This is a genomic window from Lacrimispora sphenoides (genome assembly GCF_900105215.1).
GTDB classification, from domain to species: Bacteria; Bacillota; Clostridia; order Lachnospirales; family Lachnospiraceae; genus Lacrimispora; species Lacrimispora sphenoides_A.
This window is the reverse complement of sequence record NZ_FOIP01000001.1, coordinates 2,751,412-2,775,894: the sequence shown is the minus strand read 5'-3', so window position 1 is coordinate 2,775,894 and position 24,483 is coordinate 2,751,412. Positions and strand designations below refer to the sequence as shown.

27 protein-coding genes are annotated in these 24,483 nt (G+C 44.1%); 3 read left to right on the top strand and 24 right to left on the bottom strand.

Annotation, left to right across the window (positions count from 1 at the left end; all coding sequences use genetic code 11):
* Positions 1 to 6 precede the first annotated feature (6 nt).
* From BMW45_RS12650 to BMW45_RS12635, 4 genes are read right to left on the bottom strand one after another with little or no spacing between them, the layout of a single operon-like run.
* Positions 7 to 1,269 carry a complex I 51 kDa subunit family protein gene (locus BMW45_RS12650; protein WP_166433346.1) on the bottom strand — a complete coding sequence of 421 codons (1,263 nt, stop codon included), beginning with the start codon at positions 1,267 to 1,269 and terminating at the stop codon, positions 7 to 9.
* 19 nt (positions 1,270 to 1,288) lie between these two features.
* On the bottom strand, positions 1,289 to 1,705 hold the full coding sequence (locus BMW45_RS12645; RefSeq protein WP_242883010.1) for an NADH-quinone oxidoreductase subunit NuoE family protein: 417 nt from the start codon (positions 1,703 to 1,705) through the stop codon (positions 1,289 to 1,291).
* A gap of 13 nt (positions 1,706 to 1,718) precedes the next feature.
* On the bottom strand, positions 1,719 to 2,597 hold the full coding sequence (locus BMW45_RS12640; RefSeq protein WP_092244094.1) for a formate/nitrite transporter family protein: 879 nt from the start codon (positions 2,595 to 2,597) through the stop codon (positions 1,719 to 1,721).
* Between the two features lie 22 nt (positions 2,598 to 2,619).
* On the bottom strand, positions 2,620 to 3,276 hold the full coding sequence (locus BMW45_RS12635) for a molybdenum cofactor guanylyltransferase (RefSeq protein ID WP_092244091.1): 657 nt from the start codon (positions 3,274 to 3,276) through the stop codon (positions 2,620 to 2,622).
* Positions 3,277 to 3,760: 484 nt separating this feature from the next.
* On the opposite strand from BMW45_RS12635, the gene BMW45_RS12630 reads away from it, so the two are divergent.
* Positions 3,761 to 4,348 carry a hypothetical protein gene (locus BMW45_RS12630; RefSeq protein WP_092244088.1) on the top strand — a complete coding sequence of 196 codons (588 nt, stop codon included), beginning with the start codon at positions 3,761 to 3,763 and terminating at the stop codon, positions 4,346 to 4,348.
* Positions 4,349 to 4,457: 109 nt separating this feature from the next.
* Here the strand turns inward: BMW45_RS12630 and BMW45_RS12625 are convergent, their stop codons facing one another.
* From BMW45_RS12625 to spoIVB, 11 genes are all read right to left on the bottom strand, one after another.
* Positions 4,458 to 5,192, bottom strand: coding sequence for an AAA family ATPase (locus BMW45_RS12625; RefSeq protein WP_092244085.1), 735 nt, complete (start codon positions 5,190 to 5,192; stop codon positions 4,458 to 4,460).
* Between the two features lie 39 nt (positions 5,193 to 5,231).
* Positions 5,232 to 5,465, bottom strand: a complete 234-nt coding sequence (locus BMW45_RS12620) for a hypothetical protein (protein ID WP_092244082.1) — start codon at positions 5,463 to 5,465, stop codon at positions 5,232 to 5,234.
* A gap of 29 nt (positions 5,466 to 5,494) precedes the next feature.
* Positions 5,495 to 6,472 carry a peptidylprolyl isomerase gene (locus BMW45_RS12615; RefSeq protein ID WP_242883009.1) on the bottom strand — a complete coding sequence of 326 codons (978 nt, stop codon included), beginning with the start codon at positions 6,470 to 6,472 and terminating at the stop codon, positions 5,495 to 5,497.
* Positions 6,473 to 6,489: 17 nt separating this feature from the next.
* Positions 6,490 to 7,272 carry an HAD family hydrolase gene (locus tag BMW45_RS12610; protein ID WP_054791482.1) on the bottom strand — a complete coding sequence of 261 codons (783 nt, stop codon included), beginning with the start codon at positions 7,270 to 7,272 and terminating at the stop codon, positions 6,490 to 6,492.
* On the bottom strand, positions 7,269 to 7,865 hold the full coding sequence (locus BMW45_RS12605; RefSeq protein ID WP_092244076.1) for a Maf family protein: 597 nt from the start codon (positions 7,863 to 7,865) through the stop codon (positions 7,269 to 7,271). Before BMW45_RS12605 ends, BMW45_RS12610 begins: the two co-directional genes overlap by 4 nt.
* A 163-nt stretch (positions 7,866 to 8,028) precedes the next feature.
* Positions 8,029 to 8,586, bottom strand: coding sequence for a putative ABC transporter permease (locus BMW45_RS12600; protein WP_092246427.1), 558 nt, complete (start codon positions 8,584 to 8,586; stop codon positions 8,029 to 8,031).
* Positions 8,587 to 8,721: 135 nt separating this feature from the next.
* Positions 8,722 to 9,180 carry a divergent PAP2 family protein gene (locus BMW45_RS12595; RefSeq protein WP_035286794.1) on the bottom strand — a complete coding sequence of 153 codons (459 nt, stop codon included), beginning with the start codon at positions 9,178 to 9,180 and terminating at the stop codon, positions 8,722 to 8,724.
* Positions 9,181 to 9,193: 13 nt separating this feature from the next.
* On the bottom strand, positions 9,194 to 9,763 hold the full coding sequence (locus BMW45_RS12590; RefSeq protein ID WP_092244073.1) for an HD domain-containing protein: 570 nt from the start codon (positions 9,761 to 9,763) through the stop codon (positions 9,194 to 9,196).
* A gap of 37 nt (positions 9,764 to 9,800) precedes the next feature.
* Positions 9,801 to 11,246: a glycogen synthase GlgA gene (gene glgA, locus BMW45_RS12585; RefSeq protein ID WP_092244070.1), complete on the bottom strand. Its 1,446-nt coding sequence runs from the start codon at positions 11,244 to 11,246 to the stop codon at positions 9,801 to 9,803.
* A 97-nt stretch (positions 11,247 to 11,343) separates the two neighbouring features.
* Positions 11,344 to 12,150, bottom strand: a complete 807-nt coding sequence (gene spo0A, locus BMW45_RS12580) for a sporulation transcription factor Spo0A (RefSeq protein ID WP_092244067.1) — start codon at positions 12,148 to 12,150, stop codon at positions 11,344 to 11,346.
* A gap of 535 nt (positions 12,151 to 12,685) precedes the next feature.
* Complete coding sequence (gene spoIVB / locus BMW45_RS12575; protein ID WP_092244064.1) at positions 12,686 to 13,960, bottom strand: SpoIVB peptidase; 1,275 nt, start codon at positions 13,958 to 13,960, stop codon at positions 12,686 to 12,688.
* A gap of 529 nt (positions 13,961 to 14,489) precedes the next feature.
* On the opposite strand from spoIVB, the gene BMW45_RS12570 reads away from it, so the two are divergent.
* Positions 14,490 to 14,930 (top strand): ASCH domain-containing protein, encoded by a 441-nt coding sequence (locus BMW45_RS12570; protein WP_092244061.1) that lies wholly within the window; start codon positions 14,490 to 14,492, stop codon positions 14,928 to 14,930.
* Between the two features lie 55 nt (positions 14,931 to 14,985).
* Entirely contained in the window at positions 14,986 to 15,822 is an 837-nt protein-coding gene (locus tag BMW45_RS12565) for a prenyltransferase (RefSeq protein WP_092244058.1), read from the top strand.
* Between the two features lie 167 nt (positions 15,823 to 15,989).
* Here BMW45_RS12565 and BMW45_RS12560 read toward each other — a convergent pair whose 3' ends face one another.
* From BMW45_RS12560 to xseB, 9 genes are all read right to left on the bottom strand, one after another.
* Complete coding sequence (locus BMW45_RS12560) at positions 15,990 to 16,784, bottom strand: hypothetical protein (protein ID WP_092244055.1); 795 nt, start codon at positions 16,782 to 16,784, stop codon at positions 15,990 to 15,992.
* Positions 16,785 to 16,818: 34 nt separating this feature from the next.
* Entirely contained in the window at positions 16,819 to 17,535 is a 717-nt protein-coding gene (locus BMW45_RS12555; RefSeq protein WP_054791479.1) for a DUF554 domain-containing protein, read from the bottom strand.
* A 4-nt stretch (positions 17,536 to 17,539) separates the two neighbouring features.
* Complete coding sequence (recN, locus tag BMW45_RS12550) at positions 17,540 to 19,210, bottom strand: DNA repair protein RecN (RefSeq protein WP_092244052.1); 1,671 nt, start codon at positions 19,208 to 19,210, stop codon at positions 17,540 to 17,542.
* A gap of 11 nt (positions 19,211 to 19,221) precedes the next feature.
* Positions 19,222 to 19,671: an arginine repressor gene (gene argR / locus BMW45_RS12545; protein ID WP_092244049.1), complete on the bottom strand. Its 450-nt coding sequence runs from the start codon at positions 19,669 to 19,671 to the stop codon at positions 19,222 to 19,224.
* Between the two features lie 11 nt (positions 19,672 to 19,682).
* Complete coding sequence (locus tag BMW45_RS12540) at positions 19,683 to 20,540, bottom strand: NAD(+)/NADH kinase (RefSeq protein ID WP_092244046.1); 858 nt, start codon at positions 20,538 to 20,540, stop codon at positions 19,683 to 19,685.
* Positions 20,541 to 20,605: 65 nt separating this feature from the next.
* Entirely contained in the window at positions 20,606 to 21,418 is an 813-nt protein-coding gene (locus BMW45_RS12535) for a TlyA family RNA methyltransferase (protein ID WP_092244043.1), read from the bottom strand.
* The gene (dxs, locus tag BMW45_RS12530; protein WP_092244041.1) at positions 21,415 to 23,340 is read right to left on the bottom strand and encodes a 1-deoxy-D-xylulose-5-phosphate synthase; all 1,926 of its coding nucleotides are present in this window, start codon (positions 23,338 to 23,340) and stop codon (positions 21,415 to 21,417) included. The genes BMW45_RS12535 and dxs overlap by 4 nt, the downstream gene beginning before the upstream one ends.
* Before the next feature lie 40 nt (positions 23,341 to 23,380).
* Complete coding sequence (locus BMW45_RS12525; protein WP_092244038.1) at positions 23,381 to 24,268, bottom strand: polyprenyl synthetase family protein; 888 nt, start codon at positions 24,266 to 24,268, stop codon at positions 23,381 to 23,383.
* Positions 24,258 to 24,470, bottom strand: a complete 213-nt coding sequence (gene xseB, locus BMW45_RS12520) for an exodeoxyribonuclease VII small subunit (RefSeq protein ID WP_013273837.1) — start codon at positions 24,468 to 24,470, stop codon at positions 24,258 to 24,260. Before xseB ends, BMW45_RS12525 begins: the two co-directional genes overlap by 11 nt.
* Positions 24,471 to 24,483: the final 13 nt, after the last annotated feature.

The window sequence follows — 24,483 nt, the reverse complement described above, 5'->3', positions numbered from 1 at the left end:
TCTCCATTAACTGATACAGGCTTCGAATTCATCTCTGTAGCCGGCTAAGGCAGAATTCACAGAAACTGATACCGATTGGCCAAGTCCGCATGCAGACAAATAAGTAATATGTTCCAGCATCTTTTCAAGTCTTTCAAGATCCCCCGGCCTGCCCTTATGATGCTGAAAATTCTGGAGCAGCTCTAAAAGCCGAGTGGTTCCCAGCCGGCAGGGCGTACATTTGCCGCAGGACTCATGGACAAAAAATTCCATGACACTTGTGATATAGTCCACAACGCTTACACTGTCATCCATTACCACGATGGCGCCGGATCCCACTGCCAGCTTATGGGACCAGAAATCTCCGTAATCATACAGGCAGCCCTTGATCTGCCCACTGGTTCCGATGGGGCCGGACTGACCTCCAAAATGGCAGAATTTAATGGGTCTCCCTGTGGAAGTGCCGCCTCCGTATTCCTCGCTGTAGAGAATCTCTTCAAGGGGCGTACCGAGCTGAATCTCATAAATTCCCCTGTTTTTAATATGCCCGGATAAACAGATGAGTTTAGTACCGCCCCCATCCTTTGTGCCAAGCTGCAAAAAAGCTTCTCCGCCCATATTGATAACAGCCGGAACACAGGCGAAGGATTCCACATTGTTGACAAGCGTTGGCTTAAGGTATAGACCCACATCGGCAAGATGAGGAGGTTTCACCCTTGGACGCCCGGTTTTGCCCTCCACTGAATTAAGAAGCGCCGAGTTCTCGCCGCAGACATAAGCGCCGCCGCCGGAAACAATGTGGAGCTGAAAGTCAAACCCGTCAATCCCCATAATCTTATTTCCCAGATATCCGGCAGCCAGAGCGTTGCTTACCGCCTGATGGAACACTGCCTGGATGTGGCGGTATTCCCCCCTGATATAAATGTAACCGTCGTTGGAACCGAAGACATATCCTGCGATCAGCATGCCTTCAATAATGCTGAGAGGATCCTTTTCTAACAGCAGCTTATCTTTAAAGGTGCCGGGTTCCCCTTCGTCTGCATTGCAGACAATGTATTTGGGAGTATCGGTGCTGCCGTATAAATGGCGCCATTTACGGCCTAAGGGATAGGCTGCTCCGCCTCTTCCGCGAAGCAAAGCGGTATCCAGTTCTCCTAAAATATCCTCCCTGTCCATTGTAACGGCTTTTTGCAGTGCCGCAAAACCGCCGTATTTTATATATTCCTCAACGGAAGTGGAATCCGTCATTTTTACCACTCGTTTTAAAAGGACCGGTTCTTTCATTGCCATGGTGTTTCCCCCTTTCAGCCTATACGGCTATTTTGCCTCTGCGCAGGTCATCAATCAAAGCAGATATTTTTTCGTCGCTGAGATTTCCAAATACCGTATCCTTGATCTTAATGACCGGACCAATGTCACAGGCACCCACGCACGGAATATAGTGGTAGGCAAAAAGACCGTCATCTGTCGTCTTACCCATGGGTACACCAAGCTTTTTCTCCAGGGATAAACACACCTCTTCCGAGCGGGAGAAATGACAGGGCGAACTGTTGCAGATCTTAAGGACATATTTGGCCTGAGGTTTATCCTTTAACATCGCATAATAGCTGACAATCTCATACACCCTGGTTTCGGTCATATGCAGCTCTTCTGCAACCATGGCCGCAGTTTCTTTGTCAATATAGCCTTCTTCCGAAGCAAATTGAAGATCAATTAAAATTTCCAAGATGTTTTCCTGCTTAGCTCCATCCTGCCGGATGATCCTCAGCTTTTCTTCCCTTACCCTTGTATCCATTGCAATGACCCTTTCTTTCATTTAATTTTACTTCACATTCCGTTTTGACATTCTCTTCCTGCCCATACATACAGAAGCAGGGAAGGGCAAAAACCAGCGCTCCGCCAATGGCGTTGCCGATAAAGACAAACACCGTATTCTGCAGGTAATTAAGCCACGTGATCGAAGACTCACCGGAAAAGATTGCTGCCGGAATGACAAAAGCGTTTGCCACCACATGCTGAAATCCCAAGACCACAAAAATCATAATAGGGAACCACATTCCCGCCATCTTTGCGGTAAAACCCTTTGCGCTGGTCGCAAACCATACAGCCATGCAGACAAAGATGTTGCAGCCGATGGCAGAAACCAGTGCCACCATAGGCGGATCGCTGATCTTGGAGTTAGCTACAGCCATGGTTTTGGCCAAAAAGGCTCCTTCCGTCAGTCCCACAAAATGCCCAAACGTGTAGGCGACGATTATGCTTCCAACCATATTTCCTGCCATGACCACTACCCAGTTATAAGTTAAATCCCAAAATGAGATCTTTTTCTGGAACAAACCGATGGCCATGGTCATCATATTTCCGGTGGCTAATTCTCCCCCAACCAGCACAATCGCCATGAGCCCCATAGGGAAAAGGCAGCCTCCGAGAAATGTTGCAAAGCTTCCCCACTGGGCAGGCATAGTTCCCTGTACACGTATGCAGGCTAAAAAGCCTTCTGCGATAAATGAACCGCCAAGAATAGAAAGTAAAAACAATTTCATAAAAGACAACTTCTTTTTTATTTGGGCCTTATCTCCCAAAATATCCAAAACTTCTGCCGGACTAAAAAATCCCATGTTCCCCCCTATGTAACTCCATTCATTTTTTTATTGTTTTCTGGTTCCAATTTTGTACATCTTCCGGTGTATTTAAATTTACGATAGCGTTTATTTCCGTATCGCTTAAGCAATACAGGCCCACATTCAGGGCCGGAAAAGCACTGCGAGGCTTGAGTTCTCCTATCTCCATTTGCTTTTTAAAAACAGGAAGGCAGGACTTATGGTAAAAGGCGAGCAAAGGCTCTAATTTCCCCTGATGACTGCAAACCAAAACCTGTTCCTCTTCCAGCTTCCGGTACATTCGGCCGATCAGCCCAATATCCGGTAAAGGCATATCGCAGGCCATAATAAAAACGTATTCTGTCTGAACCTGCTCTAAAACAGTACTTATCCCGCCCATGGGACCCTTTTCCATGTAGTGATCCTCTAATATGCGAAACTCCGTAAAATCCGTCCGGCCGACAAACTTGGCTTTTGTATTGCTGACCAGAACCACCTGTTCAAACAGGCTTTGCAGCCTCCCCGCTGTCTGCAGCAGCAAATACTGCTCATCCTCCATCAAAAATGCTTTATCAAAACCCATTCTCCTGCTTTTGCCTCCGCATAAAATGGCGGCTGTTACATTTTCGATTTTTTTATCTGCGCTTTCGAAAGAAATCACCTCCTGTTTTTGTTTTTTATGAAACTCACCGGACATTGATACCTAAAAAAAAATTTTAGGTAATAAAATATTTTTAGGTTTTTTTTATATTAACACTCCATTGGTCTTGTGTCAATATGCACAAATTAGTATAACGGTTACATCTTATTTTGTTTATAATACATAAATGTATAATATTTTATTTTTTTCTCGTTATGTTTTTCTCAATTTCTTACCGTCGTTTCCATGACTTTTTTCAGGCAATATTTATAATTGTGTCATTGAAACACAGAATGCCTGGCTTTTTACTGGATCAATAATAAAAATCAAGATAAAGTTTTCTGCACAAGCGGCAGCCGAAGGGATACAATCCTGAACATCAAAAAGTTTTTTTGTTAAATATATCACGCATTTCCGACGATTTTCCCCGTGATTTCCATGTTGTACCCATGTTAGGAACGTGTTATAATAAAAATAATTTTGCACAAAATGATATTGGTTTTACCAAAAAAGTGCAGCAATTTATGAAAACGGAGCATATATGAGTACAGAAAACAAAACGCTTCTGCAAGCCAGACATATGGTACTAATCGGCGCAACGGGACGGAACAGCGGAAAAACAACCCTGGCACTTCAGATTATCCATGCCTTTAAGGATACATTACCGGTTGTTGCATTCAAGCTGATAACCATAAGAAACCATGGGGATATATGCCCCAGAGGAGGACAGGGCTGCGGGATCTGCCAAGGACTGAAAGGTTCCTTTGACATCACGCTGGAGACCGGTACCGGAACAAAAGATACCATGCTTTTAAAAAAGGCCGGGGCAAATCAGGTTTATCTCATCCGTGCCTATAAGGAAAATTTAAGAGAAGCATTAGAGGAAGCGCTGAAACTGGTTCCAAAGGACGCCCTTATTCTTTGTGAATCCAACAGCGTACGACTGGTGGCTGAACCTGCTCTCTTTGTTATGATTCAAAGTACTTCTTCCAGCATAAAGCCTACCGCTGAGGCAGTGATGGAGTACGCAGATGTAATTCTTCCACAAGATGAAGTTTGCTTTGAGAATTTTGTTCAGGGGGAATTGTATCAGAAATTAAAATCGAATTTTTCAGAACTGAACCAATGAGATGGAGCCGGGCTTTAAAAAGCCCGGCTCCTAAACGTTTTAAATTGAGACCAGCCATAGAACAGGCTCCAAGTCCCAACTTCTCTTAATTTTTCCATACTTAATTATGTTATTCAAGCAGCTCAGAAATCATTTTTTTATAGTTATTTGTAAAAGCTTTTGTAATAATGTAATGCTCCGTTTCTTCCAGTTTAACAGTTTTAAACCCCTTATCATCAATCTGGTATATCGTTGCATTAGGAAATGCCATTAAAATAGGAGAATGTGTTGCAATGATAAATTGTGAATTTCTCTCAACCAATTGATCGATCAGGCATATCAAGCTCATCAGTCTGGAAGGCGAAAGTGCTGCTTCCGGTTCATCCAAAATATAAAGTCCATTTCCGCCAAATCGATTCTTTATTAAGGAAAGAAAACCTTCTCCATGGGACTGTTTGTGCAAAGATATTCCTCCATAACTATCTAATAATCGTACATCGCTGTCAAGCTCATCAATATTTGTAGATACATTATAAAAGCTCTCTGCCCGGTAAAAGAAACCATCTCTTGCTTTAACATGGCTTTTTGATAAAACTAAATAATCTGATAATTGAGAATGTGTATCCTTCGTCGAGAAATTAAAGTTCCTTGTTCCACCTTCCGGATTAAATCCAGAAGCAATGGCCAGGCTTTCTAAAAGAGTCGACTTACCTACTCCGTTCTCACCCACAAAAAAAGTAACATCTGTAGAAAATTTCAATTCCTTTTGTTCAATAAGTTGTTTTATTGCAGGTATATTAAACTCATATTTAGAATCATTATATTCCTTTTTCTTATTAAAATAAACAGATTTAATGTATATCATAATCAACTCACCTATATCGAAACAGAAGATCCATTCCCTTTAATGCGATTCCCCCATGGTTTCCGGCGCCACTGCCCGGCTGGTTTCCAAAGGAGAATCAGAGGTCTTACTTCCCTCCCAGTACCGGTAGCCAAACACGCCCCCAACCGTCAGGCAGACCAATAGAAACAAGGCAAGCAGAATCCGGAAAACCCCTATAAGGATCTCCCGACCCCGGTTTCTTCTGCGCCTCCGGCTGCGTCCTCTCATCCTATCATATTCTTCCGGTTTCATCTGTAGTTTTCCCCATCCTTCCCCTATGGTTAGTCAGAAAAATACTTCTTATAGATTTCAAAAAAGTTCGTGGTAGTAGTCTTGTCATCTTTGGAGAATTTTACATCTTTCCATATCTCATTGGTGAAAGTAATCGGATTATCTTTCTTAAACTGGGAATAGATCTGATCAAAGGCTTCCTTTTTCCGTTTGCGGTATAGCCCGGCTTTCCTCTCCTGGGTAGCGTCTTGATCATAATCATTTACACACCGGATTATATAATATTTGCCATTATCCTCCACCACCTGACTGATCTGACCTGCAGAAAGAGAAAAGGCAGCATCTTCATAGGGGCCTGGATTCTCCCCTCTGCCGATTTTGTATGTGGTAACAGGATTCTCTGAATATTCCCTGGCAAGTACAGAAAAATCAGCCCCCTCGGCTTCTGCCTTTAAAAGCACAGCCGAAGCTACATCCGCATCAGACATAACGATCTGATCCACCTGGACCACTTTGGCCTCGCTGTCGCTGATCTCCAGATTCATATCCTTTGTCAGTTCATCCACTACCTTATTGGACAGGTAATATTCCTCATACATCGTCCGCACATCCGTTTCCGTGGCTCCCATGTAGGAAATATCTTCCTTTGTCAGGGAAGAAAAGTATTCTTCCGACGCTTTACGGACTTCTTCCTTTTCCGCACTTGTCAGGGTGACTCCCTTATTCCTAGCCAGGAGATTCATCATTTTCATTTCCTGAAGAAATTCCTTTACCTGATCCACCAGATAGGTTTCAAAAGTCTGGCCGCCTGGTAAGTCCACTCCCCAGATCTGATTGGTATAAATCTGCTGATACCGGTTCCTCTCCGTAGCCACGATCACCATGGATTGGGACAGCGTATACGCCTTTGTCTCCAAAGATTCAGAAACAAGGGGGATATTAGCCCTGCAGCCGGACAGCAGGGCAATTGCCGCTGCAGCAGCGAGAAGGACTTTTCCCATAATCTTAAATTGTCCTTTCACGAGCATCCCTCTTTTCACGCTGCTTAAAGCAGCTTCAGTATTTTCAGGACCCCGTCGTTTACGTTCGTGTCCGTCCGAAATCTGGCTGCCGCCTTTACTTCTTCCCTGGCGTTTCCTACGGCAAAGCTGTAATATGCCTGCTTTAACATCTCAATATCATTTAACTGATCGCCAAATGCCATAGTCTCTTCCGGCTTGATCCCAAGACTGTCCTGAAGAAGCTTCACTGCCTGCCCTTTGTTAATTCCCGGTCTCATACAGTCCAGCCACATATCTCCTGCTATGGTCATCTTAAGGCGGTCCGCATATTTTTGCCGTAAGGTTCTGGTATGGGCCTCCACATCGGTCTTGCGGTACACGGAGACCTTGATGAATTCAGATTCCACCTTAGTTATATCCTCTACCTGCTTCACATGGAACTTGTAGCCGTTTATCATCCAGTCCAGGAACTCCTGGTTGTCTGTCTCTGTATAAATCACATCGGGTCCGCAGATCATGATATCAAGTCCAGCCATATTCCTCACATCCTGTACCATATCCATAACCGTCTTACGCTCAATGGGGTTGACGTACAGGCTTCTGCCATGACAGCCCACATAGGCGCCGTTATCCGAAAGATAGAATACCTTTTCCTTGATGGGTTCAAATATGGATTCAATGCTGAGCCACTGGCGTCCGCTGGCCGCGGCGAACTGGATCCCCTTTGCCCGCAGCTTTAAAATCACATCATAAAGCTCAGGATTCAGCTCGTTGCCTCCATCCGGCACAAGAGTTCCGTCAATATCCGATGCAATCAGTTTAATCATTCCTTATCCTCCTGTTCAAACATCTGCTTTATCTCCTGGTACACACGTCCTACAGGCAATCCTACTACATTATTATAATCGCCGTCAATCCCTTTAATAAAAGCTGCGAATATTCCCTGTATCCCATAGGCCCCGGCTTTGTCCATAGGATCTGCACTGTCTGCATAGACCCTTATCTCCCCGTCAGACATGGGATAGAGATGAACATCGGTCTTTTCTACAAATGTCCTGACTTTATTTCCACGTTCTCCACAATACACCAGGGTAACCCCTGTGTATACCTGATGAGTCCTTCCTTCCATCAGGGAAATCATCCGGTAAGCGTCCTCGTGGCTGACTGGCTTGCCCAGAATCTCACCGCCTGCTGCAACTACGGTGTCCGCTCCGATGACATAAGTTCCCGGCTGCATGCGGCTGGCCACATCTTTTGCCTTCTGGCGGGACAATTCCATCACCGCCTCCTCGGGCACACTTGTGGTAATCTTCTCCTCTATGGTGCTGGGCACGATTTCCGGCGTTATTCCGATCTGAGCCAGAAGCTCTTTCCTTCTTGGTGAAGCGGAAGCCAATACAAGCCTTTCTATCTTATTCATCCCTAACCTCCATGTCACTTTTTCTGATTTAATATATATAGAATAGACGCAAGCGTCTATTATTGTACTGCATTCTCCAAAAGACGCGAAAGCAAATTTGGCCCATTGCTTTTATGCTATAAAATAGCAAATAAGCGGGACCCATATCGAATCCCGCCAATCATCAATAAACTTTCAATCGTCCGATCATGGACGTATCATCATCGTCATAGTCATCCCGAAGCTGCATCCTCATGGTGTATATGAAATCTGCCATATAAAAAATCAAAAGGCCCATTGCCACCAATCGTTCAAAATACTCCGGTATCATCCCTGCCATCTGATTGACAAATCCGTTTAGGAAGCGGAAATAAAAAATTCCCAGGAACCCCCATGCAATACTGCTTTCCAGACAGATGATCCCTTTGTAATTAAACAGCTTCCGGCTATAATCCCACCAGAAGGAACCGAACAGCCTTATCATCATGTGAGCTGTTAAAAGCTCCATAAAGGTTGCCATAGCCATAGAGGCGAAATAAAGATGAACCGGATTGCCTGCAAGAGGCTTAAGCAGGATCATCGCTCCCGTGGCACCAAATCCATAGATGATACAGAACGGTCCATGTCCGAATCCTCGATTCAGCACAGGCCTTTTATTCTCAAAACTGAGTACGGAACATTCAAGAAGGTATCCAAGTAAACTGAATAGGAAAAAACAGTTTATCCTATGATAAATTGACATATCCATTTTACCTCCAATTTTAACAATTTTTGAACTTGTTAAAGTATATAATGGATATCTTAAGAAATCAAGGACTATTTTCTTACGATTCCCAGAAAATTTTCTTCTTTATTCCCGTAGATGCAAAGTATTTGATTAATAGTACTGAGAGATAAACAGCGCCAGCAAGATTCCTAAAATTGCACCTGCCGCCACCTGAAGCGGGGTATGTCCTACATATTCCTTTAATCGTTCCTGTAATATCTCTCCGCTAAGCTCAAATGGGTTTTCCAGCAGGATGCTGTTTAACAGCTTGGCCTGTTTTCCGGTTTCCCTGCGCACCCCCATGGCATCATACATGACAATCATGGATAGGACAAAGCAGACCGCAAACTCAAAAGAACCGACGCCATAGCGGTAAATGGCGGCGGTCGTCAATGCACATACCGTTGAGGAATGGGAACTGGGCATTCCCCCAGATCCCACAAGCCTCTCCGGATTAAAGTTTTTGTTAAGGGCCAGGTCAATGATCGTCTTTAAAACCTGTGCAACCAGCCAACCGGCAACTGCAGTAATCAAAACCTGATTCCCAAGTATATCTTCCCAAAATGTCATGGTTTCCTCCGTATTATGCAGCGCTTTTCTTTCCAAATCCAAATAAGATCCAACGCTTGATCCTGGCCATTGTTTCAATCAGTCCGCAAAATTTATCAGAATAAATGATCACCATTCCATCCCGGCTCTTTGGGGGGATGGGTGTCAGCGGCCACATATGGCGTAAAATCATATTTTTTTCTTTTTCTGTTAAATCAAAATATTTTACTGCATTATTGAGTGCAGTCCGGGGATGAGTAAAACCATGGAAATGTTCCCCCGTTTCCTTTGCATGGGTATGCCAATCATACAAAAACAAATCATGAAGCAGACCGGCTCTTGCGACCTCAGCATAATCCCAGCCCATCTTCCTGCAAATACAGTAGCCCATATAGGATACCTTAATGCAATGAGCCTTGCAGCTTGTGTCTCCGTGCTGCATATAATTATCCATGGACTGGAATACCTGACTATCTATAATGTCCCTGACGCAGTCCATATAATCTGTATCTTCACAGTAATCTTCCCGTTCTACCCAGGAAGAATCTTCTGCCCACCGAATTGCTTCTTCTTTTTCTTCTCGGGTTAAATGCATGCTGTCCATCCTTATTCAAACGCTTCTTTCCTGATCCATGGCCGGCTTAATCGCCAATCAGCCAATCATATAGTTCCTGATATTTCATGGCTGAAGTTTTCCATGAGTAATCCTTTGCCATGGCGCGGTCTATGATCTTGTTCCACTCACGCTTCTTATCGTAGTAGACCCCCTCCGCGTACCGGATAATCCCTAACATCTCGTGAGCATTATAATTAGAGAACGAGAAACCGGTTCCCCGGTTCTCATATTCATTATACGACTCAACCGTATCTTTTAAACCACCGGTTTCCCGTACAATGGGTACGGAGCCGTACCGGAGAGCCATAAGCTGGCTCAGACCGCATGGTTCAAACAAAGATGGCATAAGGAACGCATCACAGGCAGCGTAAATCTTATGGGACATTGCCTCTGAATAATAGATATTAGCTGAAACCTTATCCTGGTATTTCCACGCATAATGGCGAAACATATTCTCATACCGTTCTTCTCCGGTACCAAGGACTACCAGCTGGATATCATCACTGCACATCTCATCAATCACGCACTGGACCAGATCCAGACCTTTTTGGTCTGTCAGTCTGGAAACAATACCGATTACAAACTTCTTCTCATCCTGATTCAGTCCAAGCTCCTGCTGCAAAGCCCGCTTGTTCTTCACCTTTTCCTTACGGAAATTTTTTAAATTATAATTCTTTTCAATATGCGGATCGGTTTCCGGATCGAACTCCTCATAATCAATGCCATTGACAATTCCCCGGAGACTGCCTGCACGTGCACGCATCAGGCCATCTAACCCTTCCCCGTAAAACGGCATCTTTATTTCTTCCGCATAAGTATCGCTGACCGTAGTTATGGCATCGGCATAAACTATGCCGCCCTTTAACAGATTGCCATCTTTATATGCTTCCAGCTTATCCGGAGTAAAATAATAATCCGGCAGACATGTAAGCTTCTGTATCGTCTTTGCATCCCATACGCCCTGGAACTTTAAATTGTGAATCGTGATTACGGATTTCATGTTCCTGAAAAAATCTCCATCATGAAACCGGTCCTTTAATAAAACAGGAATAAGGGCGGTCTGCCAGTCTTGACAGTGAACCACATCCGGCTGGAATCCGATAACCGGAAGCGCTGACAAGGCTGCTCTGGAGAAAAAGCAAAACTTTTCCAGGTCATGATACCAGTCCCCATAGGGCTTGGAACCATTATAATATTCTTCGTTATCAATAAAGTAAAATGTAATGCCTTCATGAACATACTGAAGAATTCCCACATACCTGTTTTGGCCCAGATAGTCCATATAAAAATGGTCAATATAGGTCATCTGGTTCCTCAGCTCTTCTTTGATACATAGGTATTTGGGAATCATGACTCTAACATCGAAATACTCTGTATCGAAACACTTGGGAAGGGATCCCACAACATCTGCGAGACCACCTGTCTTAATAAAAGGTACTGCCTCTGATGCAACGAATAAAATCTTCTTCATCCAAAAACCTCCCTTATCCTTTTCCCGTTGGGGTATTGTCGGTTTTTATTTAGTATACTGCATTTTAAAGAAATAAGGAAGTATCAAAAGTTACAAATTAGGATAGTTTTTTATAATCCAGTCTTATCTTATCGGCTATTAAAGCAATAAATTCAGAATTCGTAGGTTTTCCTTTGCCGGTGCTTACCGTATATCCAAACAAATCATTGATGGTATCCATCTTTCCCCTGCTCCAGGCCACCTCTATGGCATGACGTATCGCACGTTCCACCCTGCTGGGAGTTGTCTGATGTTTCTTTGCAATGGAAGGGTACAGTATCTTAGTGACAGAGGTGAGCATTTCTTGATCCTGTACGGAGATAACAATGGCATCTCTCAAATACTGGTAACCTTTAATATGCGCAGGAATGCCTATTTCATGAAGCATCTGTGTTACATCATTTTCCAGGTTCTGCTCCATGTATTCCGTTTTATTGACATAAGGTTTTACTTTTTTCATCCCCTGTAAGCTGGGAGTCTTCGACTTTCTCTGTCCTACCCTTCGTACCTTATCGACGATAATATCCTTATTAAACGGCTTCATTATGTAGTAATTTGCTCCCATTCGGAAAGCATCTTCAGTAATATTCTCGCTTCCTGCTGCAGTTACCATAATAAATGACGGAATCTTTGTAACAGCACCATTTCCGCGTACCCGTTCCATAACTGTTATTCCGTCCATTCTCGGCATAATCACATCCAATAAGACAACATCAGGATTTGTTTTGAGGATCATGTTATAAGCGTCTTCGCCATTATCCGCTCTTCCTACTACGTGAAAATCCTCCTCTCCCTCCAGTATATCGTTCAGCAGATTCAATGTCTGCAGGTTATCATCCGCAATCGCAATACTAATTTCTGACATATTGATACTCTCCTTCTGATTCTTCAAAAATAGGTTAAAACTAGTGTAAAGCCATTATAGTCTTGCCTTAGCTTATGCCGCAACGGGATTCTATCGCATTATTCGACAAAAGGAACTGATTTTTAAGTTGATTTTAAAAGTATTTTTTTCCTTTGTTACGTCGAAGGTCGAAAAGGCTTACCCCGGTCCAAAACCCTGAAGGTCCTTTGATTCTCCACCGGTGTTGAAAATTGAAACTCCTTGTCGTCAAAAAAATTCCGAAATTTTCCATCCCATGAATCTTATATTAGCACATTATAATTACCTTGAAAAGCACATTCTATAAAACATGCCATTTTTGTAACTTTATTTTCTATATTTCGACTATTAAGAAAAAATATTTAAATGTATTTATTGTGAAATACTTCTAAAAATATTCTGATTTACCTAAAATCCGTTGTAATTATTATTATTTAATCAAAAATGTGAAAAGAAAAGAAAAGAACGGCGCCGTAAATTTTTACGATTCTGTTCTTTTCTCTCCTGGCCTTAGGACTCAGTGATTGATCATGTTTTCGATGAATATCCCATACCCTCTTGTAGAGTCCTGGATAAACACATGGGTTACAGCTCCTATCAACTTTCCATCCTGTATAATCGGGCTTCCTGACATGCCCTGCACGATTCCGCCGGTCAAAGCCAAAAGATCCGGGTCTGTGACCTTAATCACCATTCCCTTACTTTTATGAGTGGTGGAATAATCCACACGCTGTATTTCAATCTCATAATCCCTCACCTTTCCGGAAACATCGCTTCGGATGTAGGCCGTTCCCTTCTTCACATCCTGCCGGTAGCCAATGGGAATGGCATCCTGCACCATGCTCTGTTTAAACCTGTCATTTACGTTTCCAAATATTCCTTCTTCTGTATTGGCGGTAATCGTTCCCAGGGTCGATCCTGGTCCATAATAGATGATCCCGCTCATCACTCCCGGCTTTCCAAAGGTTCCCTTTTCAATTCCTAGAATCGCTGTCTCATAAAGGGCTCCATTGGTAATCTGAACCACATTGCCGGTATCACTGTCGCTGATTCCATGACCCAATGCACCGAACTGTCCGTTCATGTCAACATAAGTCATGGTACCAATTCCCTGAGTGTCATCTCTTACCCAGACTCCCAGCTTGTAGGTTCCGTCTTCTGCTTCCGTAGGATTCATTTTTACATCAATGGATTCCCCATTCCGTCTGATTTTTAGCATTGCTTCTGAGGCGCCTATTTTGCTCAGCTCATTCATCAGAGTTTCCTTGTCCTTAAGAGGTGTTCCATTGATGGCTTCAATATAATCCCCTGATTGCAGTATCCCGAAAGCCGGCTCTACAACCATTCCGTCCTTTTTTGTTACATCTCCGGTACCGATTACCATGATACCGTCGGATTTTAAGTAGATACCAATGGGTGTGCCGCAAGGAATGGCATACTTGGTATCTACTACATTCACCTGTATGTCCTTTAATTGGATCCATCCAAACAGCTTAAGCCCCAGCTTATAGCTTCCCTGGTTTTCCGAATATAAGGAAAATGGCTGATTTACCTGAAGATGGATCTTGTCGGAAGGAATATTTGATCCATTATTTAAGACCACTTCCTCGCTGTCAGATGACAGCGTCACATCAAAAGGCATGGAGAAATGAAACTGCTCTTCTTCTTGTGCAACGATATTTAACTTGTCGGGAATTACCCGCTTCATATAGAACCAGGAAAATCCGATGCAAAAGATCAGGCTGATCCAGAACGCTCTTACTATAAATTTATGAAATTTATTTTTTCCCATCTCGCATACCTCCTTAGGTGAATGAAAGGAGACAATTTTTTTGCTCCTCTCTTAGTATGTGAGAAATTAACTAAATCACACTGTCATATTTTAGTTGTAACTATTTTCTTTCGGTGGCAGCTATTGCAATAAAATGGATATCTCTATTAGCTTTATCATCAGTCTGAATGATCATTTCAAATTCAATAATTTTTAAAAAAGATGTGATGCATATTCTTTATTTACTCTTATCATCTCCGTTTTTTCATTGATTAAACAATAAAAAATGATTAATAAGCATGCATAACACATTGATGAAGATGGCTTGGATAGAGGACTTTTTGCTGATTTTATTTGTTTTCTTTCCCTTCTTTCCCGAGAGGTATCCCTTAACCCCTATTACTTTTCTGCAAATAGATATTCATTATAATTTGTGTGGAATTATTTCAGGAATTATTGTATAATTTTCTAATAAATAAGAAGCTGATACGAAGTGATTTTGTATTTTGGGGTTTTAAAAATAACTGAAAGATGGGATAATTAAGATATCATGAATGCAGAACAGATGTGGGATAAATTTGTATTAAAAAATCAAATCGAAGGAACGGAATATCAATCATGGGCGTTTGGTGCTGTACCTGATGAACTGGCGGAATTAGTATTAAAAGGTATTAAAACAGGGACAGCCTCTGCGTATCCCATATATGAAGCAGAAAACGAAGCACTGCCAAAAGTAGGAGACTATAGCGTTATTCTCGACTCAAAGGATGAAGCGGTTTGTATTATTAAAACAACAAAAGTTTCAATCGTCCCATTTCGGGAGGTAAGTGAGGAACATGCCGGGAAAGAAGGCGAAGGCGATGGTTCTTTGGAATACTGGAGAAAAGTGCATGTTGAATTTTTCAGCAAAGAGATGTCTGAAACCGGAAAAATATTTGATGAAGATATGCCAGTCGTATGCGAGGAATTCGAATTAGTATATAGACCTTAACGTTTGGGTGCTCGAAAAACTAATAAGCGGAATAACTGTTGTGGAGGACTATAAAATGGCGGTGGAAAATCAATACTTATCAGATGTGGAAGCAATATTATCTCACAGGCATGACAATGGGGCTGACCTTTGGGCAACTCCCGATAAACGGCTTTTGAAAGGATCTCCGTTTTCGACTTTTGACAGCGTGCTTTTTTTATCGGAACTTGGAGTGCCGCCGGAAGATCCTGTTTTAAAAGCTGCTGCTGATTTAATTTTTAGCGTATGGCAGGATGACGGGCGTTTTAAAATTTATCCCAAAGGCAGTATTTTACCATGTCAAACGGCAATAGCTGCCAATGTATTGTGTCATTTGGGGTATGTTTCAGATAGCAGAATTCAAACAACCTTCCGCCATTTTTTGGATACACAATACAAAGACGGAGGCTGGCGCTGCAATAAGTTTTCATATGGCCATGGGGAAGAAACGGAGTATTCCAATCCAAAACCTACACTGAATGTGCTTGATGCCTTTCGGTTCAGCGACTATTTAAATAAAGAACAGGCGCTAAATAAAGCAGTAGAATTTCTGCTTGAACATTGGGTCATTCGTAAACCCATCGGTCCTTGTCATTATGGTATCGGAACTCTGTTTATGCAGGTTGAATACCCATTCCGCAATTATAATTTATTTGAATATGTCTATATTCTATCTTTTTATGACCGTGCAAAAAATGATAGCCGTTTCCTGGAAGCATTTGAATGTTTGAAATCAAAAACAGTTGACGGTCAGATCATCGTTGAGCGAGTGGTCCCTAAGTTGGCAAAACTCTCATTCTGCAAAAAGGGAGCGCCAAGCGCATTAGCAACAAAACGTTATCATGAAATTTTAGAAAACCTCGATAAAAAATAATCATTACAAGCTGCCATTCTGAAAAAAAGAAAAGAGTGGAAGCGAATAAAAAGATGCCGCAATCCTGCAAAAACATAGTGTTCATGCAGCTTGCGGCATTACATGTCTGACGATGTAGAAAAATTCGAAAGCGGAAAATGAGCAGGCGAATAGAAAATCTCAGAAAATCATCTTGCTGACGCATACAAAGGATCCGCTGTCCGAACCATGTCAGCGTATTCTTTTTTCAATCCCTCAAAAGCATTCTCAACTTCTTTATGTATATCCACATGGGCAATAAACCCTTTCCCTTTCGGCCCATATCCGTCTGCATTGTCTGACAATCGGGGAATCTCGCCCATTAACAGGGTTATATACCTGTCCATATCCCACATTCCCCATATCTCTTCTTCAAAAGCAAGTTCCGAATCCCTCACAATCACATGTGCGCGGTAAATGGCATAATTAATGATAGTCACATCTTCAGCTACATATTTCCGGAGTCCTGCTTCCATTCGATTCTGCATGGATGCATCTTGTGCGAGTATTATACGGTTGAAAGAAATGTTGTTTTCCTTTAGCAGTTCCAGAAGATATGTTATATTGTTTCCGCAATTTGTAGAATTACATTCCAGAAAATCTGCCTTTAATCCATAACGGTGTTCGATATATGCTTCAAATATCTTTGCTTCCGGCAGACCGGCTGTTTCTATATCAGGGAATTCATCATGCATATTAAGACGCAGGGTTTCCGTTGTATGACCTGCCCCGCCTACAATGATGTATTTTTTTGCTATTCCCTTTTTCATTGCATGAGCCAGGATATCCCCACCGCAGAGAATGCTGCCTCCGAAAAGGACCATTACGTCTGCCTGTTCTATTCCATATTTTTTTCTCAGATACTCTGATGTCAATGCAGGAACATCCCTCTTCCCACAAAAATCACCTAAAATATTTATACATTCCGCAATATATTCCTTCAATAATTTTTCCTTTCAATGCATCAATGGATAGGTTCTAAGGAACAAAAGCAAAAGCCACTGCCAAAAATATGGCCGGTAGCAGATTGGCAACTTTTATCATCTTTCCCCAGATAAGATTCATGCCCACGCAAAAGATCAGGACGGAACCGGTTAAGGACAAATTAGACAGAGCCTGGGCCGTCATAATGGGTTCAATGAGTCTTGCCAGAAGGGTTATGGTTCCCTGAAACAGGGCTACCGGTATAGCCGAAAAGATGCACCCTTTTCCCAGGGAAACAGTCATGACCAGAATAATGATCAAATCCAGGAGAGCTTTGGCAGCAAGAATTGTATAATCACCGGAAATCCCATCCTTGATGGCACCTACCACTGCCATGGCTCCGATGCAGACAGTAAGAGAGGCCGTTACAAATCCGTCTACAAATTTTGCATCGCCGCTGCTGTTTGTTATTCTTTTAAGCCACTCTCCAAACCGCTCCATGGCTGATTCAATGTTCATCCACTCTCCAAGAAGTGATCCTATGAAAAACGATAGGATAAGCATCATTGTTCCCCTGCCGGCAAGCTCTCCCTGACGGATGACCAGCATTTCTTCCATAACGCCTTCAATACCAAGAAACAGCACACATATTCCTGCTCCGCTCATCAGCGTGCGCTGGTAACGCTCCTCCATCTTCTTCCCAAAGAGAAGGCCTCCCAAGCCTCCTGCCGCAATCCCCGCCACATTTATCAGTGTTCCAAGTCCAATCATGTTCTCATACTCCCGGGCGTCTGCCTTCTTTTGCCAGCCGCTTCATCTCTCTTGCATTCGCTCTCACTGCCTCGGTTATCTCTGCGCCTCCTAAAAGCCTTGCCAGCTCCTCTACTACCTCTTCCCCGCTTAAAGGGTGTATGGAAGTGGCTGTACGGCCCTCTTCCACTGCCTTTGCAATCTCGTAATGGCTGTCAGCCATGGCAGCGATCTGGGGCAGATGGGTGATGCAGATGACCTGATGGTTCCCGGCAATATAGGCCAGCTTTTCCGATACCTTCTGAGCCGTACGGCCGCTGATTCCGGTATCAATCTCATCAAAAATCAAAGTAGGAATGTCATCGGTATCCGCAAGTACAGTCTTAATGGCCAGCATGATTCTGGACAGTTCTCCGCCGGAAGCTACCATGCCCAAAGGCTTTAAAGACTCTCCAGGGTTCGTGGAGATCAAAAATTCCGCCTCGTCAAAGCCGTTCGCTGTATAGTGGCCAAGGCGTGAAAATTCCATGGAAAATTCCACATCAATAAAATTTAAGTCCTTAAGCCCTTCCTTTATTTTGTTTGTCAGTTCCTTGGCTGTATTCTTTCTCATTTCGGATAATTGACCGGAAAGAAGCTCCAGACGGTCCGAAACCTTTTGGAGTTCTTCTGCCGTCCTTTTTCTGGCTCCGTCATAATCCTCCAACTCTTCCAGGCGTTTCTGCTTTTCTTCCAGATTTATAAATATCTGACTTAGGCTTCCTCCATATTTTGCTTCAAGATTATGTAAAACATCGAGCCTCTCTTCCATCTGCCTGTATTCATCCTCATCAAAGGACATATCATCTATGTATGAGGTTATTTCCCGGCTGATATCACTTAAGATGGAATCGGCATCAAATAACTGATCCCTTATGACAGAGAGCCTGTCATCATAGGAGGCGACCGTTTCCACCTCTTTTAATGCACGGCTGATGAAATCAGTATCCACGGCGGAATAAGCCATGGAAAGGCTTTCGGATATCTTCTTTGCATTCAAAAAAAGACGGTATCTGGAGGTCAGTTCTTCCTTTTCCCCTTCCTTTAGCCCGGCATTTTCGATCTCTTCTATCTCATAGCGGATAAAATCCATTTCCCTGAGTCTGGCTTCCTCGTCAAGCTGGAAGGCGGAAAGCCGGTCCTTTAACCGGACGTATTCCCGATAAGTGTCTACAATATTCTCTTTTAGCTTATGGGACTTTTTCTCCTGGTAGCGGTCCAGAATCTCAAGATGTTTTGATTTGTAGAGTAAAGACTGATGTTCATGCTGTCCATGAATATCGATGAGAAGGCCCGTGATTTCCCGCAGCTTTCCTGCGGTTACGGTTTCATCATTGATTTTGCTTAAACTTCTGGAGGGCATGATCTTCTTTGAGATGATCACCGTGCCGTCTCCATCCGGATAGACATCAAACGCCTTTAACAGGCGGACTTTCCCCGGGTCACTGACCGTAAAGATCAGCTCAATATAGGCGTATTCTGTGCCCTTTCGAATGATATCCTTTGGCGTTTTTCCCCCTAAGGCAATGGTAACCGAACCGATAATAATAGATTTACCGGCTCCGGTCTCACCGGTCAGGACATTAAAGCCCTGTCCAAATTCCACATCGGCTTTTTCGATCAGGGCTAAGTTCTTTACGTGTAATTCTGAAAGCATGGCGGCCTCCTTTATCCCGTAATGAGTTTCTTTAGTTTGTCCATCATAAGTATGGTATCATCGGCGCTTCGAATGGCGCACATGATGGTGTCGTCACCTGCGATGCAGCCCACCATCTCACCGAAATGAAGGGCATCGAGTGCCGCCGCCACTGCCATGGCCATGCCGGATACCGTCTTAATAACCAGAATATTCTGCGCCATGTCCATAGATAAAAAGCCATCCCGCAGGATCCGGATGTATTTGTCACTGAAAGAGCCCTGGTTTTGAAGTACCACATACCTCTGCTTTCCTGACTCAGACTGAACCTTTGTAAGCTTCAGCTCCCTGATGTCTCTGGAAACCGTCGCCTGAGTGACCGCAAAGCCTGCATGATTCAAATAATCTGCCAGCTCCTCCTGGGTTTCAATCTCGTGTTTTCCAATAAGTTCCACAATTTTGCTGTGTCGTTCCAGTTTCATAGTGTCCCTCCCTATATACCAGCCATCTTGTTGCGCAGGTTATCTAAAAATGATATGTTCTTCAGCTTTATCAGAATGGTTTTAATATCCGACCGGCGTATCTCGATGCAATCGCCTGGATAAAGCTCCGTGGACGTATCTCCGTCAAATACAGCCGTCTGGCTTATGCCCTTCTTCCCCGTCATTTCGATCTGGATCCAATCATCTGCGGAAAGGACGATGCTCCTTGTCCCCAGGGCATGGGAACAGATGGGAGTCAGGACCACCATTTGGGAATCCGGGACAATGATGGGGCCTCCTGCAGAAAGATTGTAAGCGGTGGAGCCGGTGGGTGTTGCCGCAATAAGCCCATCAGCCCGGTATTCATTTAAAAATTCCTGATTTACATAAACCTTAAACTGAAGCATCTTTAATTGCTCGCTCCTGGTTATGACAATTTCATTTAAGGCAATATCCTGGCAGACAGCTGTTCCCTTGCGGTAAATACAGCCGTCTAACATCATCCGTTCTTCCAGCTTATAATCATTGGCAAGAAGAGCAGAAAGAGCATCATTGATATCCTCCGTGCGGGATACCTGGGTTAAGTACCCAAGGGTTCCCCGATTGATCCCGATCATGGGGATATTCCTTCCTGCTAAGTCTCTGGCCGCCTGGATCAGGGTCCCGTCGCCTCCTAAGGTGATCAGGCAATCCGTCTCTTCCGGCACCATGGAAGCATCGGTATAATGGCTTTTCCCCTGCCGCTTCTCCTGGCCTTCTCCCCCGATCAGACAGACCGCCCCATGACCGGTAAGATAGTCACGAATGGCTTTCGCAGTCTCTCTGGCCCCTTCTTTGTCAGGGTTCATGATTACATAAAAATATTTCATATTAAAACTCCTTACCTGCAAGGATACTTTTAATCCGCTTTGCTGCCTGCAGTAACAGGCCGCTTTTAGTTTCCTGTTAAATTCCCATGGGCTTCTTCCACGATCTGTTCCGGATTAAGACCGCATTCCGGGCATGCCTCTCCTGACTGATGATTTTTCAAGTGAAGGAGATATTCAATGTTCCCTTCCGGCCCCTTAATGGGGGAGTATTCCAGATGTAGTGCTTCAAAGCCAATGCTTACTGCATGGGAAATGACCATCCGGATCACTTCCAGATGGACGGATTTTTCCCTTACCACGCCCTTTTTCCCCACTTTTTCCCGGCCGGCTTCAAACTGGGGCTTTATAAGGCAGACGACCTCTCCTTTATCCGTAAGAAGAGCTTTTACAGGTCCTAATACCTTTGTCAGGGAAATAAAGGAAACATCAATAGAGGAAAATTCTATTGGGTCGGCCAGATCTCCAGGAGTGACATAGCGGATATTGGTCTTTTCCATACACACCACGCGTTCATCGTTCCTCAGCTTCCATGCAAGCTGACCGTGGCCTACATCCACTGCATAAACCTTAACAGCTCCGTTTTGAAGCATGCAGTCTGTAAAACCGCCTGTGGAAGAGCCTACATCCATGCACACTTTTCCTTCCAGAGTCACGTCAAAATGAGTCATGGCTTTTTCAAGCTTTAAACCGCCCCGGCTCACATACCGCAGAGTGCTTCCTCTTACCTCGATGTTCGCAGTTTCCTCAAATGTGGTACCGGCTTTGTCTTCTTTATCCCCGTCTACATAGACGATCCCGGACATAATGACAGCCTTGGCCTTTTCCCTGGATTCAGCCAGTCCCCGTTTTACTAAAAGCACATCCAAACGTTCTTTCATGCCTTTTCCATTTCCCTTGTTTTATCTTTATATTTTTTCCATTCTGCATTCTGGCGCTCCGTATCAAGATATTCCTTTTTGAGCCGCCATATGATAGAATTGCTGTCAATCCCCAGCCCCTTCCGGAGCAGGGATACGTTGCCATGCTCCACATAAGCATCCGGCAAGGCGATATTTATAACCTTTACATGCGGATAGTGCTCGTGGATATAAGCGGTGACCCCGGGGCCAAAGCCTCCCTGAAGGACATTTTCTTCCATGACCGCGATCAGCCAATGCTTCTTTGCCAGACGGTCCAGCAATTCCCGGTCAAAAGGCTTCACAAACCGGCCGTTGGCCAGAGAACAGTTCCAGCCTTCTGCCTTCAGCTTTTGCCTCACATGCTCCCCTGTGCTCACCATGCTTCCTACTGCTAAAAGAGCAATATCCTTTTCCTCATAGAGCATCTCTCCCTTGCCATATTCAATGGGAGCACGAAAACTTTTTAAGCCCTGGTAAGCCTCTCCTCTTGGATAGCGCACCGCAAACGGGCCATTGTAGGAAAGGGCAAACTCCATCCCATCCATAAGCTCCCATAAGTTTTTCGGCGCAAACACGCTCATATTAGGGATAGCAGTTAAATAGGATAAGTCAAATATTCCCTGATGGGTCTCCCCATCACTTCCCACAAGCCCTGCCCTGTCTATGGCAAAGACCACAGGCAGATTCTGAATGCAAACATCATGGAGGATCTGATCAAAGCCGCGCTGTAAAAAAGACGAATAAACGGCCACAACCGGCTTTAAGCCGCCTGCCGCCATTCCAGCCGCCGAAGTCACCGCATGCTCTTCTGCAATTCCCACATCAAAAAAGCGGTCAGGATACAGACGGGAAAACCGCTTTAAACCTGTTCCATCCGGCATGGCTGCCGTTACCGCCACGATTCGTTTATCCTGCTCAGCCAGACGGCAGATGGTTTTGGAAAATACATCCGTATAGCTGGGATTATTCTTCTTTTTCTTCGGCTCCCCGGTGATGATATCAAAAGGATCAACTCCATGGAATTTGGAAGGATTCCTCTCCGCCAGGGCATATCCCTTGCCTTTCTGGGTGATCACATGGACCAGCACGGTATGTGGAAGCTTCTTTGCTTCCCGCAGTGCCCTGGAAAGGGCCTTTATATTATGGCCATCCACCGGACCAAGATAGGTGATCCCCATATTCTCAAACAGCATTCCAGGTATGAGCAGCTGCTTAATGCCGTTCTTTGTCCTGCTGATCTTATCAATGATCTGATCTCCTACAACCGGAATCCGGGACAGCACGTTGGTCACGTGCTTCTTTAAGTCCAGATACCCTTCTCCGGTACGGATGCTATTTAAATAAGTTGACATGCCACCTACATTTTCTGAGATAGACATGTTGTTATCGTTGAGAATGATAATGAAATTCTTGTTCATCCTGGCCGCATTATTTAAAGCTTCATAGGCCATGCCGCCTGTTAAGGCGCCGTCTCCAATTACGGATACCACAAAATGATCCTCTCCCAGCACATCTCTTGCCTGGGCCAGTCCTAGTCCGGCTGAAATGGAAGTAGAGCTGTGACCGGTATCAAAGGCATCACAAGGACTTTCCTTTCTCTTTGGGAAGCCGCTCATGCCGCCGTATTGCCGCAGGTCGTCAAATTCATCTCTCCTGCCGCTTAATATCTTATGGGTGTAGGACTGATGCCCTACATCCCAGATAACCTTATCCTTTGGAAGGTCAAAAGCCAGGTAGATCGCCATGGTTAACTCCACCACTCCTAAATTGGAAGCCAGATGGCCGCCTGTCATGCTTATTTTTCCTACCAAAAAGTCACGGATTTCCTGACTTAAAATATCAAGCTCCTGCTTTGACAGTTTTTTGATATCCTCAGGCCCGTTTATTAATTCCAGCATCATATTCTTATCAGATCCTTTTTTAGCCTTATCGTTAAACGGCTTACTTTTCCCGGTTCACAAGTATCCGAATCAGCGCTTCCAGGAATTCATTTTTCCCTGGGAGCTCATGGAGGCAGGAAATCGCCTCTTCTGAAATCCGCTCCACATCCTGCTTCGCCTTTTCAATTCCCTCCAGGGTTACATAGGTGGTCTTATGGTTCTTTTCATCACTGAGCACAGGCTTTCCAAGAACCTCCGCACTGCTGGTTAAATCCAGGATATCATCCTGTATCTGAAATGCAAGTCCCAGACAGGAGGCCATCTTCTCCACCAGCTTCAGCTGCTCTTCATCTGCTCCGCCGAGAACGGCTCCGATCATCATAGCGGCCTCTAAAAGCGCTCCGGTCTTCAACCGGTAAATGAAATCAAGCTTTTCCCTTGGAACAGGCTTTCCTGCCAGCTCCACATCAACGGTCTGACCGCCTATCATCCCAAAAATTCCTGTTTTTTCTGCTAAAATCCCCATGCACCTGGCAACCAGGTCCGGCCGGTCCGTCATGGAAAGAGCTTTTGCAGCTGTCTCCATGGAATAAATCAGCAAACCGTCTCCCGCCAGTACCGCCATGTCATAACCAAATTTAACCCATGCCGTAGGAAGTCCCCGGCGCAGGGTATCATTATCCATGCAGGGAAGGTCATCGTGAATCAGGGAGGAGGTGTGAATCATCTCAATCGCAGCCATGAAAGGCTCGATCTCTTTCCCCTTACCGCCGAATAAGCGGTAGGTCTCCTCCATCAGCATGGGACGAATCCTCTTTCCTCCAGCGCGAACGCTGTAATCCATTGCCGCCAGAACTGTACTCTGATGGCCCTCCACAGGAGGCAGGTATGTTTCTACTACATGCCTTACTTCCTCTGTACGGGCTGAAAACATTTCTTTATAATTCATGTTCCTCACCATTTTCCTCTAACACGATAATCTTTTTTTCCACTTTATCTATTTTTTCATTGCAGAACTTTACCAGCTTCATGCCGGTCTCATAATACTGAAAGGATTCCTCCAGGGAACTTTCTCCGCTTTCCAGTTTTTTAATGAGCTCTTCCAGCTCTCCAAATGTCTCTTCAATCGTTTTTTCTTTTTTTGCCGCCATAAATCCGTTTCTC

Bases quoted from the DNA above. Each gene is read 5' to 3' on its own strand.
- BMW45_RS12650 (WP_166433346.1), bottom strand. From the start codon at position 1,269: ATGGCAATGAAAGAACCGGTCCTTTTAAAACGAGTGGTAAAAATGACG.
- BMW45_RS12640 (WP_092244094.1), bottom strand. From the start codon at position 2,597: ATGGGATTTTTTAGTCCGGCAGAAGTTTTGGATATTTTGGGAGATAAG.
- BMW45_RS12635 (WP_092244091.1), bottom strand. From the start codon at position 3,276: ATGTCCGGTGAGTTTCATAAAAAACAAAAACAGGAGGTGATTTCTTTC.
- BMW45_RS12630 (WP_092244088.1), top strand. From the start codon at position 3,761: ATGAGTACAGAAAACAAAACGCTTCTGCAAGCCAGACATATGGTACTA.
- BMW45_RS12625 (WP_092244085.1), bottom strand. From the start codon at position 5,192: ATGATATACATTAAATCTGTTTATTTTAATAAGAAAAAGGAATATAAT.
- BMW45_RS12620 (WP_092244082.1), bottom strand. From the start codon at position 5,465: ATGAAACCGGAAGAATATGATAGGATGAGAGGACGCAGCCGGAGGCGC.
- BMW45_RS12615 (WP_242883009.1), bottom strand. From the start codon at position 6,472: ATGCTCGTGAAAGGACAATTTAAGATTATGGGAAAAGTCCTTCTCGCT.
- BMW45_RS12610 (WP_054791482.1), bottom strand. From the start codon at position 7,272: ATGATTAAACTGATTGCATCGGATATTGACGGAACTCTTGTGCCGGAT.
- BMW45_RS12605 (WP_092244076.1), bottom strand. From the start codon at position 7,865: ATGAATAAGATAGAAAGGCTTGTATTGGCTTCCGCTTCACCAAGAAGG.
- BMW45_RS12600 (WP_092246427.1), bottom strand. From the start codon at position 8,586: ATGTCAATTTATCATAGGATAAACTGTTTTTTCCTATTCAGTTTACTT.
- BMW45_RS12595 (WP_035286794.1), bottom strand. From the start codon at position 9,180: ATGACATTTTGGGAAGATATACTTGGGAATCAGGTTTTGATTACTGCA.
- BMW45_RS12590 (WP_092244073.1), bottom strand. From the start codon at position 9,763: ATGGACAGCATGCATTTAACCCGAGAAGAAAAAGAAGAAGCAATTCGG.
- glgA (WP_092244070.1), bottom strand. From the start codon at position 11,246: ATGAAGAAGATTTTATTCGTTGCATCAGAGGCAGTACCTTTTATTAAG.
- spo0A (WP_092244067.1), bottom strand. From the start codon at position 12,150: ATGTCAGAAATTAGTATTGCGATTGCGGATGATAACCTGCAGACATTG.
- spoIVB (WP_092244064.1), bottom strand. From the start codon at position 13,960: ATGGGAAAAAATAAATTTCATAAATTTATAGTAAGAGCGTTCTGGATC.
- BMW45_RS12570 (WP_092244061.1), top strand. From the start codon at position 14,490: ATGAATGCAGAACAGATGTGGGATAAATTTGTATTAAAAAATCAAATC.
- BMW45_RS12565 (WP_092244058.1), top strand. From the start codon at position 14,986: ATGGCGGTGGAAAATCAATACTTATCAGATGTGGAAGCAATATTATCT.
- BMW45_RS12555 (WP_054791479.1), bottom strand. From the start codon at position 17,535: ATGATTGGACTTGGAACACTGATAAATGTGGCGGGGATTGCGGCAGGA.
- recN (WP_092244052.1), bottom strand. From the start codon at position 19,210: ATGCTTTCAGAATTACACGTAAAGAACTTAGCCCTGATCGAAAAAGCC.
- argR (WP_092244049.1), bottom strand. From the start codon at position 19,671: ATGAAACTGGAACGACACAGCAAAATTGTGGAACTTATTGGAAAACAC.
- BMW45_RS12540 (WP_092244046.1), bottom strand. From the start codon at position 20,540: ATGAAATATTTTTATGTAATCATGAACCCTGACAAAGAAGGGGCCAGA.
- BMW45_RS12535 (WP_092244043.1), bottom strand. From the start codon at position 21,418: ATGAAAGAACGTTTGGATGTGCTTTTAGTAAAACGGGGACTGGCTGAA.
- dxs (WP_092244041.1), bottom strand. From the start codon at position 23,340: ATGATGCTGGAATTAATAAACGGGCCTGAGGATATCAAAAAACTGTCA.
- BMW45_RS12525 (WP_092244038.1), bottom strand. From the start codon at position 24,268: ATGAATTATAAAGAAATGTTTTCAGCCCGTACAGAGGAAGTAAGGCAT.
- xseB (WP_013273837.1), bottom strand. From the start codon at position 24,470: ATGGCGGCAAAAAAAGAAAAAACGATTGAAGAGACATTTGGAGAGCTG.